Source organism: Mesorhizobium sp. M0244, assembly GCF_040321795.1.
GTDB lineage: Bacteria > Pseudomonadota > Alphaproteobacteria > Rhizobiales > Rhizobiaceae > Mesorhizobium.
Genome location: NZ_JAMYSE010000136.1, coordinates 1 through 13,065, shown reverse-complemented (window position 1 = coordinate 13,065; position 13,065 = coordinate 1). Strand labels below are relative to the sequence as shown.

General features: G+C 57.7%; 10 protein-coding genes and 1 pseudogene. All 11 read left to right on the top strand.

Annotation, left to right across the window (positions count from 1 at the left end; genetic code table 11):
• Window positions 1-660, top strand: a 660-nt coding sequence (locus tag NKJ08_RS36305; RefSeq protein WP_352786063.1) for an amidohydrolase family protein, incomplete at its 5' end; no start/stop codon positions are given.
• Window positions 657-1,763, top strand: a complete 1,107-nt coding sequence (locus NKJ08_RS36300; RefSeq protein ID WP_352786060.1) for an amidohydrolase family protein — start codon at window positions 657-659, stop codon at window positions 1,761-1,763. The genes NKJ08_RS36305 and NKJ08_RS36300, both read left to right, overlap by 4 nt.
• Before the next feature lie 423 nt (window positions 1,764-2,186).
• A complete protein-coding gene (locus NKJ08_RS36295; RefSeq protein ID WP_352786057.1) occupies window positions 2,187-3,770 on the top strand; it encodes an ABC transporter substrate-binding protein in 1,584 nt (527 codons plus the stop codon).
• A 15-nt stretch (window positions 3,771-3,785) separates the two neighbouring features.
• Window positions 3,786-4,736 (top strand): ABC transporter permease, encoded by a 951-nt coding sequence (locus NKJ08_RS36290; RefSeq protein WP_352786054.1) that lies wholly within the window; start codon window positions 3,786-3,788, stop codon window positions 4,734-4,736.
• 8 nt (window positions 4,737-4,744) lie between these two features.
• Window positions 4,745-5,569, top strand: coding sequence for an ABC transporter permease (locus NKJ08_RS36285; protein ID WP_352786052.1), 825 nt, complete (start codon window positions 4,745-4,747; stop codon window positions 5,567-5,569).
• Window positions 5,562-7,196, top strand: a complete 1,635-nt coding sequence (locus NKJ08_RS36280) for an ABC transporter ATP-binding protein (protein WP_352786049.1) — start codon at window positions 5,562-5,564, stop codon at window positions 7,194-7,196. The genes NKJ08_RS36285 and NKJ08_RS36280 overlap by 8 nt, the downstream gene beginning before the upstream one ends.
• 998 nt (window positions 7,197-8,194) lie before the next feature.
• The gene (locus NKJ08_RS36275; protein ID WP_352786046.1) at window positions 8,195-8,968 is read left to right on the top strand and encodes an HpcH/HpaI aldolase family protein; all 774 of its coding nucleotides are present in this window, start codon (window positions 8,195-8,197) and stop codon (window positions 8,966-8,968) included.
• Between the two features lie 451 nt (window positions 8,969-9,419).
• Window positions 9,420-10,772, top strand: coding sequence for an aspartate aminotransferase family protein (locus NKJ08_RS36270; RefSeq protein WP_352786043.1), 1,353 nt, complete (start codon window positions 9,420-9,422; stop codon window positions 10,770-10,772).
• Window positions 10,772-11,686: a 3,5-dioxohexanoate:acetyl-CoA acetone transferase gene (gene kce / locus NKJ08_RS36265; RefSeq protein WP_352786040.1), complete on the top strand. Its 915-nt coding sequence runs from the start codon at window positions 10,772-10,774 to the stop codon at window positions 11,684-11,686. The genes NKJ08_RS36270 and kce overlap by 1 nt, the downstream gene beginning before the upstream one ends.
• Entirely contained in the window at window positions 11,683-12,168 is a 486-nt protein-coding gene (locus NKJ08_RS36260) for a PaaI family thioesterase (protein WP_352786037.1), read from the top strand. Before kce ends, NKJ08_RS36260 begins: the two co-directional genes overlap by 4 nt.
• Before the next feature lie 152 nt (window positions 12,169-12,320).
• Window positions 12,321-12,608 (top strand): annotated as a pseudogene (locus NKJ08_RS36255) (transposase); the annotation flags it as partial.
• Window positions 12,609-13,065: the final 457 nt, after the last annotated feature.

Here is a 13,065-nt window from a genome sequence, read left to right as displayed (position 1 = left end):
CGGGCTGCGGAGGAAATCCATAGATGTGCTTCCGACAAAAGGTTCGTTCAGGTCCTGCTGCTGGCCGGTAACGAGATGCTTCTTGGCCGGAGCCAATATTGGCCGATCTATGAAGCGGCCCAAAAGTATGGGCTGCCTGTCGGTATCCATGCCGGGACGATGTATCGCCATCCCACGAGCAGCGGTATGGGTTGGCCGTCGACCTACCTTCAGGACTATGCCAGCGGAACGCACATTTTCGCGGCACAGCTCCAGAGCCTGATCATGGAGGGCGTATTTGCCAAGTTTCCAGATCTCACCTTCGTCATGATCGAGGCGGGCATCGGCTGGGTGCCCAGTTTTATCTGGCGGACTACTAAGTATTGGTTTGGTACCCGCGGTGAAGTTCCTTGGGTGAAGCGCTCTCCCGCGGTGGAAATCCGCGATCGTGTCCGGTTTACGATCCAGCCATTCGATACGTCGAAAGATCCAGCGCATATCGAGAAGCTGATAGAGCATCTCGGCTCCGAAGACATGCTGCTCTTTTCTTCCGACTACCCGCACTGGCAGTTCGACGGAGATGACCCGATGCCGCCCGGTTTTCCAGCACGGCTTCGCCAGAAGATCACGCAGGAGAACCCGCTGCGGACTTACCCACGGCTGAAGGAGACGGTGCAATGAACGATGCGATAGCCAGCCCGAGGCAGCCGGTGCGCTCCACATCTTTGGTAGGTATCGCCGATTGCGATATCCATCCGGAACTTAAAGACCGGTACGGCCTGCATCCGTATCTTTCCAAGCGTTGGCGAGATCATCTCGACCAGTATGGCGAACTCGGATTCGACGTTTTCTCCGGCAACATTACCTACAACGGCTCCACTTTCAACGGCCTCCGTCGCGATGCGGCGCCCCCCAATGGCGGTCCACCTGGGTCGGACCTGACGTTTATGAGGAAGCAGCACCTCGATCCAAATAATGTCGTCTTCGGTGTTTTGCAGCCTATGGTGGCGCTGGGCAATGGCGGACGCAACCTCGATCTCAGCAACGCATTGGCTACGGCGATCAACGATTGGCAGATCGCAGAGTTCGTGGAGCCGGAGGACCGGCTGAGGGCGTCTGTTCTGGTCGTTCCGGACGATGTAGCTGCCGCAGTCGCGGAAATCGAAAAAAGGGCATTCGATGCGCGATTCGTTCAAGTGGAGATATTCACAGGGACAACGGAGCCTTTGGGGCATCGGCGCTATAGGCCTATTCTCGAAGCAGCGGCTCATCATGGCTTCCCGATCGGCATGCACATCGGAGGCCGAGTTGGTGGACGGACTGCCAGTGGCTGGCCGTCCTATTACTGCGAGAGCCATATAGACCTCACCTTCGCTGCCCAGACCCAAATCATGAGTCTCATCCTTGATGGCGTGTTCGATCAGTTGCCATCTCTCAAGGTAGTCATTGTCGAGTGCGGCTGTGCCTGGTCGATCGAACTTGGACACCGGCTCGACATGTTGTGGCAGCGGATGGGCTCGGAAGTGCCGGCCCTGAAACACCCGCCTTCCCACTATCTGCGCCAGAATATTTACTTTTCCACCCAGCCTGTGGAAGAGCCAGACCCTCCCGAGGAGCTCAACTATCTGTTTGATAAGATCGGCTGGGACAAGCTGCTGTATGCGAGCGACTATCCTCACTGGGACTTTGACGATCCGCGCTACGCCTTCAAGGCCCGAATATCCGAGGAACACAAGGCGCTGCTGTTTAGAGAGAACGCCAAAAACGTTTACCGCATTCTGTAACGCGAGGGGAGATTGGACATTTGGTTTAGGTCGTGGGGTCGTCGTTACCCCCGCGGGATCTGCGCGACCTACGCTAAAACACATGGAGGCACGTAGACCTGGATGAGCCATACTGCTTTCGTTTTTTCGAAGTTGGACTCCATCGTGTCGGACGGTGCTGGGCGTCCATGGTTGACGACTTGTCGTCTGAGATCGTCGCGCGAGAGATACTCGCCCGTCGTCAGCCAATCCGGCCCGGGTGCGAGCGTGAAGGCGGCGGCTGTCTAGTAGAGAAACTTTTGACGCAAACGTCCCCTCTGATGGCTCATATGAGGCCATTTCGGAGACGAACCGCAGGTCCTGCAGATGCACGACGGCGGTCACCTGGCTGCCCGCGGGTAGCAGTGAATAAACCAAAGAGCACAACAAGAAAGGGGAATTAAGATGGTTGATGAAATTCGTTTTCTCAGTGAGCGCGTTGCGAAAGGTAAGCTATCCCGACGCGAGTTTTTAGGTCGGGCCGCGGTCCTCGGTGTCAGTGCAGTATTGGCCAATAACCTGCTTGCTGAAGCCGCAAGGGCGGAAGGCCCAGTCAAAGGCGGCACGCTCAAGGCCGGATTGAACGGTGGCCAAGCGACGGACAGTCTTGATCCAGCGCTCATAGGATTCGATGTTCAATTTATCTTCAGCCGCCAATGGGGCGAACAACTTGTTGAGCTATCAGCAGATCAAGAGCTCAAACCTGCACTTGCCGAGGAATGGGGCGGATCGAAGGACGCCAAGGTCTGGACGTTCAAAATCCGCAAGGGCGTGCAATTCCATAATGGAAAAGAAATGACTCCCGCCGACGTGCTCGCCACGATTGAGCGCCACTCCGATGCTAATTCTAAGTCCGCCGTCCGCGCCCTTTTGCAGGGCATCGACAAGATCGCGGTCGACGGACAGAACGTGGTCTTCACGCTCGGAGAAGGTAATGCCGACTTTCCGTTCATTATGAACGATCTCCACTTGGTCGTTCAGCCAAATGGCGGTAAGGACAATCCGAATGAGGGCATCGGAACCGGTCCCTACAAAGTTACGATGAACAATCCTGGGGTTCGACTTGGCGGCGAGAAGTTCGCCAATTACTGGCGAGATGATCGCGGCTTTGCCGACCAGATCGAGATCATCGTCATCAACGATGGGACCGCCCGCAACTCTGCCTTGCAGAGCGGGCAGGTCCACATGATCAACCGAGTAGATCCCAAAGTGGTCGAACTCCTAAAGCGCTTCCCTGACATCACTGTTCGAAACGCACCGGGCCGTAGCCACTCTTATTTCTATTGCCAGTGCGATACGTCTCCCTTTGACAACAACGACTTACGCCTCGCGCTGAAATATGCGATCGACCGCGAGGAGATGGTGCAGAAGGTCCTGGCCGGTTATGGCTTCGTTGGCAACGACACGTACGTCAACAAGCTTTATCCGCTCTTCACCGAGAAGGAGCAGCGCAAGTACGATCCGGACAAGGCAGCCTTCCACTACAAGAAGTCTGGGCACACAGGATCCCTGCTCCTTCAAGTATCCGACGTCGCCTTCCCGAGCGCGGTGGACGCTGCTCAGCTTTACCAACAGAGCGCGGCCAAGGCCGGAATTAGCATTGAAGTCAAGCGCGAACCGGCTGACGGCTATTGGGACAGTGTGTGGGGCAAGGTCCCCTTCGCTGGGTCATCCGGCGCCGGACGGCCGACGCAGGACATGTTCTACTCCCTCATGCTCCAGTCGAAAGCTGTATGGAATGAAACTCACTTCTTCAACGAGAAGTTCGACCAGATGTTGGTCCAGGCACGCAGCGAACTCGATACCGACAAGCGCAAGAAGCTCTACGCCGATATGGGCCAACTCGTCCGAGACGAAGGTGGCGCGATCATCCCGATGTTTGCCGACTTCATCGACGCAACGGGCCCTCAGGTCGGTGGCTGGGTCAGCGATGGTAACAATCAATCTATGAACGGTTACGCACTGTCCAAATGCTGGCTGCAGGCGTGATGCGGGGCCGCTAAGATGATTTTGGCCCTCATTGCCCAGCGCGTTGCGCTGGGCATCCTACTGTTGCTCGCCGTGTCAGGTCTGATTTTCGCCGGCACACAAATCCTGCCCGGCGACGTCGCACAGTCCATCCTCGGCCGGTCGGCCACGCCTGTTGCGCTCGCCAACCTGCGCGCGGAAATGGGCCTCAACGATCCGGCCTATGTCAGGTATTTCCACTGGCTCTTCAGCATCCTCCATGGCGATCTAGGCACGGCGCTAACGACCAAGCTCGCTATCGCCACCTCAATCAAGGAGCGGCTTTGGAACACCTTTTTTCTGGCCTTCTGGGCGGCGATCATCTCGGTCCCGCTTGCCGTTATCCTCGGCCTCGTCGCCGTGCGCTACCGCAACGGGCCGATCGACAAGGCAATTTCAGGCTTTGCCCTCGCCTCGACGTCAGTACCGGAATTCTTCATCGGCTATCTGCTGGTCTATTTCTTTGCCGTGAAGTTCCAGATTCTCCCAGGCATTTCGATGGTCTATGATGGCATGCCCTTCCTTGACAAGATGAAGGCCATCGCGCTGCCCTGCATGACGCTCACCCTGGGCATCCTCGCCCATATGATGCGGATGACGAGGGCGGCGATCCTCAACGTCATGCAATCGGCATATATCGAGACTGCCGAACTGAAAGGACTCACCGCCTTCGACATCATCCGAAGGCATGCTTTCCCTAATGCCATCGCCCCGATCATCAATGTCATCATACTCAACCTCGCTTATCTCGTGGTCGGCGTGGTGGTGATCGAGGTGATCTTCGTCTATCCCGGCATGGGCCAGTATCTGGTTGACCATGTCGCCAAGCGCGACGTGCCGGTCGTGCAAGCCGTTGGGCTGATCTTCGCCGCCGTTTATATCTCCCTCAATGTCGTGGCGGACGTGGCATCCATTCTCGCCAATCCGCGCCTCAGGCATCCAAGGTAAGGAGCACCATGTTCCGACATATTCCCATCGGCGCCCTGACCGGCCTTGTTATCGCCAGCCTCTTCTTCCTCGTCGCGCTCTTTGCACAATGGATTGCCCCCTACGGCCTCGGCGACATCGCCGGCGGAGTCTGGGAGCCGATATCGGCGAAATTTCTCTTCGGCACCGACAATCTTGGCCGCGACCTACTCTCGCGCATGATCTATGGCGCCCAGACGACGATCCTGATCGCGGTGCTGGCTACACTACTTTCCTTCTCGATGGGCGCAATCCTCGGCTTCACCGCTGTGGTGGTCGGCGGCTGGTTCGATATGCTGATGTCTCGTTTCGTTGACCTGCTGATGGCGATCCCGACACTGATCTTCGGTCTCGTAGTGCTCTCGGTCCTGCCTTCGACGCTGGTCACGCTGATCCTCGTCATGGGTATTCTCGATGCGACCCGCGTCTACCGCCTATCACGCGCAATCGCATCGGACTTGAACGTCATGGATTTCGTCGAGGCCGCCAAACTGCGCGGCGAAGGGAAGTGGTGGGTGATCTTCGCCGAAATCTTGCCCAATGCGCTGTCGCCGCTGATCGCGGAACTCGGGCTGCGCTTCATCTATGCGATGCTCTTCCTGTCCGCTCTCTCCTTCCTGGGTCTCGGCGTGCAGCCGCCGGCAGCGGACTGGGGCGGCATGGTCAAGGAGAACAAGGATGGCATCGTCTTCGGCATTCCGGCGGCGCTGATACCGGCTGCGGCGATTGCCGCGCTCGCCATCTCCGTGAATCTAGTCGCCGACTGGATCCTGAACCGCACCACCGATCTCAAGGGAGGGCGCGGCAATGGCTGATGTTCTGCTCGACATCCGCAATCTTCGCATTGAGGCCACCACTTATCCGCCCGGCGAAAAGCCAATGACGATCACCATCGTCGATGATGTATGGCTAACGCTTGAGAAGGGCAAGGTGCTTGGCCTGATCGGCGAATCTGGCGCGGGTAAATCCACCATCGGCCTCTCGCCGATGGGGTATGGACGCGGCGGCGTTCGCATCACTGGCGGCGAGGTCGTCCTCACCGGCCGCGACATTCTCAAGCAGGGTAAGAACAGCATCCGCAAACTGCGCGGCCATGAAGTATGCTATGTCGCGCAATCCGCGGCGGCGGCCTTCAATCCCGCCCAGCGGCTGATGGACCAGGTGGTGGAAAGCTCGCTTAAGCACGGCTTAGCCAACCGCGCCGAGGCCCAACGCCGGGCGGTGGCACTCTTCCGCAAGCTAAGCCTTCCCGATCCGGAAAATATCGGCAATCGCTATCCGCACCAGGTCTCCGGCGGACAATTGCAACGTGTGATGACGGCCATGGCGCTCTGCCCCGAGCCGGATCTAATCATCTTCGACGAACCTACCACGGCGCTCGATGTGACGACGCAGATCGACGTGCTCGCCGCGATCAAGCAGGCAATCCACGCCACAGGTGTTGCCGCGCTCTATATCACCCATGACCTTGCCGTTGTCGCGCAGGTGGCCGACGACATCATGGTGCTGCGCCATGGCAAGGTGGTCGAGACGGGCACAGCTCATCAGATCATCAAGGAGCCCAAGCGGGCCTATACACGGGCGTTAGTCTCTGTTCACCACATCGAACACGAAGAGAAGTTGCCGACGCCGAATCCGATCTTATCGGTGAAGAACGTCACGGCCGCATACGGCAACGGCATGTCAAAGGTGTTGAAGAACGTCTCGGTCGATATTCATCCCGGCCAGACGCTGGCTGTGGTCGGCGAATCCGGCTCCGGAAAATCGACGCTAGCGCGGGTGATCACTGGCTTGCTGCCGCCCCAGCAGGGTGAGATCACCTTCGAGGGCCGTAAGCTTTCCAACCGACTCGGCGGCCGCACCAAGGAAGACCTCCGCCAGCTTCAGATGATCTACCAGATGGCCGATGTGGCTATGAACCCGCGTCATGCCGTCGGCACTATCATCGGCCGGCCGCTAACTTTCTATTTCGGCCTCAAGGGCGCCGAGCGCGACCGACGGGTCAAGGAGCTGCTCGAGGAAATCGAGATGGGCAAGGGCTTCATCGACCGTTATCCGGCCGAACTGTCGGGAGGCCAGAAGCAACGCGTCTGCATCGCCCGTGCGCTCGCAGCCAAGCCCAAGCTCATCATCTGCGATGAGGTAACTTCGGCCCTCGACCCATTGGTGGCCAACGGCATCCTAAAGCTGCTGCTTAATCTACAGCAGATCGAGCAGGTGGCTTACCTCTTCATCACCCATGATCTCGCGACGGTGAAGTCGATCGCCGATTCCATGGCCGTCATGTATCGCGGCGAGGTCGTGCGTTATGGGGCAAAGAGCCAAGTACTGACGCCGCCATTCGACGACTATACCGATCTGCTGTTGTCGTCGGTGCCGGAGATGGAACTTGGCTGGCTGGAGAAGGCCGTTGCCGGGCGAAAGATGGCGAGCGCGGGGTAAAGCGATGCGAGTCTTCGCGAAACCGTCAGTTCAATGAGATTCCTGTGCCACGGTGACTCCCTTCACCAACAAGCGTGCTCGCGCCTTCGTGGCGGGCCTGTCCATCCGAATTTGCACGCGACAAAATTGCCGTTCCGAGAGACCGCAATGCAACCTGTCGCGCGTTAGAAATAGGTACTCGTACGACGAAGACCTCACGATGACACAAGCATCAGGGCGGGCTCCACGACATGAACGCGGACCACTTGCACATCCTGGATGAAGCAAGCCCAAGAATGGTGGCCGATCCGAGACCCCCCTATCGCCTTCATTGACATATGTGTGTCGGTCACAGCGTCACAGCGTCACGATGTAGAGGCGGAGGAGCGGGCTGCTGAAAATAGTGAGCCAATACGCAGCGGATGGCTCCAGGTTGGTGGCTGGATTAGCGTGCGTCGCTCTTGGGCTTTACTGGCGTTTTGTCGAGCGACGTGGTGTATTGTATGCCCATTGTCGATCTCGACAAAATTGGTGATAAGGTGTCGTGTCTATTGGCATTAGTAAGTTTAAGAATGGGCCAGTTTGGTTCAGGTTTGGCACTATATGTGAGATCTTGGCAGTTGGATTCTTACGTTAACTGCACTTGAGAAGTAGCATTGTGGGTCAGACAGGCTCGACGATAGCTGCCCGGCCTGGCGGTAGGTCCGGAAGCGCCAAAGATCGTTCCCGCGCGGTATAGTTGTTGAAATGCGCCGCATCATGCCCCCTTTGCCGGAGCGGACTCTTTGTCAGAGAGAACATCGATCGGTGTGATAGCCAACTTCTGGACAAACTGTATATTTTGGTAAGATGGGAAACCTGTCATCTTCCCATAGGAACAAAATCACTTAGGTGCGCAGTAGCGCAATTTTATGGCCCTCCGACAGGTAAGCTCCCTTCCCCGCAGACAATGAACGCGTTCCGATGGGGCTGGTTGTTGCGGACGGATTTACGGCTCAGACTTCGCAAAGGATTGTGAAATGGCAAGAACTTCGTTCGCTGAAACGATCAGATCGGGAAAACCGCAAATCGGCGCCTGGATGCAAATTCCGCATGTGATTGTCGCAGAGACGCTGGCGCAGACAAACCTCGATTTTCTTCTGGTCGATGGCGAGCATTCGCCCATTCCGCCGAACGCGCTCTTGCAGATTCTTCCTGCGACCGAACGATACGGCATGCCTGTCCTGTATAGGGTCGCTTGGAACAGGATTGAACTCATTAAAGCCGCGCTCGATCATGGTGCGAACGGCATCATGGTGCCAATGGTAAACTCCGGTGCCGAAGCCGTCGAAGCTGTGGCGTCTGCAAAATATCCGCCCACGGGAAAGCGCGGATCTGGAGCGTGGAGAGCATCCAACTATTATCAAAAGGATGCGGAGTATCGCCACGATGCGAACTCTAGTTTGGCTGTCGTACTCCAGATCGAAACACGAGAGGCTCTCAAAAATCTGGACGACATAGCTTCAACGCCTGGTGTCGACGCGCTCTTCATCGGCCCGGCAGACCTTGCTCTTTCCTTGGGCATAGAACCGGGAAAGCTCACGCCTGAGCTGCTGGATGCCTGTCAAGCAGTCGCTAATGCCTCTAAGAAGTACGGTATAGCATCAGGCATTGATGTGGCATCAATAGAATATATGATGCGGCTCCAAGTGCTTGGCCTTAGCTTGTTCACCTATGGAGGGGACTCTGGTTTTGTTTTAGACGGAGGCCGCGCTGTGGCGAAAGATTTCCACAACGCGTTTCTCGCTAAGTAGGCCGCTCATTGAGCTATTAAAATTGCATGACTTGGGAGACCTTGGTGGTTTGCCGGCCCGAGCGATATCAACCCAACTTCTCGTTTGTACAACCCAACTCAGGCGAATGCTTCGCCGTCAAGTTTGCCTGCTCGCGTTCACGGCAAAATTCACACATATCCGGTGAGGCCTTCGCTGTGAGTGGCCGAGCGCTCATTCTGGACGATGCTGATGTCGACTGGCTCTCACACGGGCACGAATTTATCCATGTGAGCACAGCGATGTGATGCGGATGGGCTGCAACGTTACCGCGCGCTCGGCAACGACGTTGTCCTGTCTGCCAAATAGCAGCCCGAGATCAATGCGCGGGTTCGTGCCATTGGACTTGAGGGCTGGAGCCGGATCTCCAACAGTTCGTGCTCGAAAGCGGCTCGACACACTGTCTAACCATGCCGCTGAGAAGAGGTTTGTGATGCCTACTGCCGCAGCGGCTGTAAAGACTTCAACAACGATTGCCGGAGGCGCATTGCCCAAGGTGTCCCATGGTCAGGGCGGCTATGTCTTCGACGCCGATGGCAAGCAATACATCGATGGGTCCGGAGGGCCTGCCGTCTACAGCATCGGCTACGGCAATGAAGAAGTCATCGCGGCCATACATGATCAGCTCAAGCGCGTGATGCATGGATACCGGTATACATTCACCAGCGATCCGCTCGAAGAGTTGACAGCACTGGTCGCCGCCAAGTGTGGAGGCGAGCTCGACGCCATGGTGTTCGTATCTGGTGGATCCGAGGCCGTGGAATCTTCGATGAAGCTGGCGCTTCAGTATCATACCGGCCGCGGAGAAAAGAGTCGGCGTCGTTTCATTTCTCGGCAACGGTCGTGGCATGGCAATACGCTTGGCGCGCTTTCCATTTCTGGTTTCAAAGAGCGTCGCGACGCCTACGAAGGTGCCTTGCTGCCTTCGTGCTTCCTGTCTCCGGCCAACACCTACCGGCCGCCGTCTGGCGCGTCTGCGGAGGATGTTGCCGCACATTGCGCGGCCGAACTGGAGGATGCTATCCGGGAGATCGGCCCCGAGAACGTCGCAGCCTTCGTCTTTGAACCCGTCGTAGGTGCCGCCGGTGGTGTCGTGCCCGCGCCGCCAGGATATGCGGCTCGCATCCGCGACATATGCGATCGCCACGGCGTCCTCCTGATCGCAGACGAGGTCATGTGCGGAAGCGGGCGCTGCGGCACTTTCCGCGCCTTGGAACATGATGCTGTGGTTCCAGACATCATGCCGATCGCCAAGGGGTTGGCAGCCGGATACATTCCCCTGGGAGCCGCCGTCTACAGCCGCAAAGTCGGCGATGTCCTCAGATCAGTGAATGGAGGACCACAGACCGGCCATACTTTCACGGGTCACACCACGGCTTGCGCCGCCGGCGTGGCGGTTCAGAGGATAATCGAGCGTGAGCGGCTCGTGGAACACGTCTCGGCCAACGGACCAAGACTGGTTTCCCTACTGCACGACACGCTCGACGGGATCGCATCCGTCGGCGATATTCGGGGGCGGGGTTACTTCGTTGGCATCGAGCTTGTCGCCGATCCCGCCACCAAGGCTCCGTTCGACCCCCGCAGCCAGGCCTTCCTGAGGGTGCGGCGACGGGCGCTGCAAAATGGCCTCATCTGCTATCCATCAGGGGGCAACGTAGATGGCGTGGCAGGCGACACAGTCATCATTTCCCCCAGGTATAACGCGACGGACGCGGAGTTGAGCGAAATCGCTGACAAGCTCGGAAAGTCGGTGCGAGAGGCCCTTTCTGAGATTGGAGCCGCCTGATGTCTCCACGTACAGCTATCGTTACCTGCGCGATCACAGGATCGATCCACACGCCGTCGATGTCGCCCTTTCTGCCAATCAGCGAGGACGACATCGTTTCGCAGGCGATCGCGGCGGCTGATGCGGGCGCGACGGTCATTCACCTTCACGTCCGCGACCCCGAGACAGGTCGCCCAAGCTCCGATGCGGAACGGTTCGAACGCGTGGTGGGACGCATTCGCGCCGGTTGCGACGCTCTGCTTAGCATCACGACGGGCGGCAGCGCGCAAATGTCGGTGGAGGAGAGACTTGAGGCTCCGATCCGACTCCGGCCGGAGCTTTGTTCCCTCAATCTTGGCACCATGAATTTCGCGCTGCACCCGATGGCCTCGAAGGAGCGGGCCTGGAAACACTCATGGGAGAAGCCGTTCTTGGAGGCCACCAAAAGCGGTTTCTTCCTGAATACTTTTGCCGACATGGAGAGGATAATTGGCGAACTGGCGGACCGATTTGGCACGCGCTTTGAGTTCGAAGCCTATGACGTGGGGCATCTCTACAACTTGGCGCACCTTCTGGACCGGGGCCTAGTTAAGAGCAAACCATTCGTTCAGTTCGTTATGGGAATTCTTGGCGGTATCGGCGCAGAGGCCGACAACCTTTCGTTTATGAAGCAGACGGCGACGAGGCTGTTTGGCGACGATATCGAATGGTCGGCCTTGCCTGCGGGCAGAAGCCAGATGCCTCTTTGCACGATGGCCGCAATCATGGGGGGCAATGTGCGCGTCGGGCTCGAGGACAACCTCTGGCTTGCTCCTGGGCTACTGGCTGAAAGTAATGCGAAGCAGGTGGAGAAGATTACCCGCATACTTTCCGAGTTGCAGATAGGGGTCGCGACTCCATCCGAAGCGCGACGGCGGCTTCAGATTGCCCAATGAACCCCGCAGCTTTAGAGCGACTCCTTGCAATCCGGGATGGTCTGGAACCATTGCCAAAGCTTTATGCAACGCTCGGGCTTCGGGTCGTGTCTGCCGAGATTGGATCGGTCAGGATGGATCTACTTCCTATGGTCGGCCACGCAAACCCTCACGGCTTCATGGGCGGAGGAGTAATTGCTACCGTTCTTGACACGTCGACGGCGTGGGCCTGCGATACAATGTGCGCGCCAGGCCGAGCTTGCGTGACAATCGACCTGAACGTGAATTTTCTCCGGCCGGTGCGCATCGACGACCGGGCGCTTCTTGCCCATGCAACCATTGTCCATTCTGGATCGCGCATCATGGTGGCGGAAGGTAAACTATGGCAGGCGGATGGGAAACTGGTCGCAGCAGCTAAATCAACCTGCATGGTAGTCGCTTCAGACCCAGTCGAGAGGCCCCGGAATCGATTGGCCGACCGGACACGAAACGAGACGACTTGACCGGCCGCCCCGGCGAGAACTCTGCAACTGCATTCAGTTTTGTGGGGTACAGATTGCGAAGATCGGCCCTAGCAGCCCGTCAGACTTAACGCACCAACAGGATATCGGCAAGAATCACGAGATTGATTCTCCAGCGCTGTGTCCAGTTCTGCATGAGCAACTTTCGAATGGTTGATCGTACGACCGGGTTTCTTCTGCCGCCCTCGGTGGATGAATGGCTTCCCGAACAACCCGAACAGCATCTTGCGCGATTGTTGTTGAGGTTGTCGAGGGGCTGCACCTTCGGGCGATGAGCGGCAGCTATCGCGATTCTGGTTCGGCGTCGTACCGCCCGAAAGTCCTGTTGGCCTTTCTGGTTTATGGCTATGCGACAGGGTGTTTTCGAGCCGGAGCTTGAACGGGCAAGCTATGACTCGGTTGCCTTCCGTTTCATCGCGGCTGCTCGTGAACTTCTTTCAGCCATCGTTCGAGTCGATCGCGAAGCAGCGTGACGGCGCGCGTGTGTGCAAGACGTATAGTCCGCCAGGTACGCCGCATCAGCGTCTGGTTGCCGACGCTCGCACCTCAGATATCTCTCGGCAAGCTTCGTGGCACGGCAACACGCTTGGCGTGCGTTCCATGCCGCCGTGTGCCCTGCCTGACGCCGGTGCGGCTGAAAGGCTTGTGATCGAGCGCATCGTCGGTTTTGTCGACCTGAGCCCGGCCCGCCTGCCCGACGCGGGATGTCGGTGCTGCCGGAATAAACGGTGACCGTATGTGAGGTGGATGAGTATAGCGCGACAATCTGATTGACGCTGCGCTCCGCATTGCCTCGCCTGAACTGCTCCCTAAAATTGGTTTGTTGCCTCATCTAATTTGCTCCCGAATCAACAACTTCGGGAGCTGTGATGAGGAAGG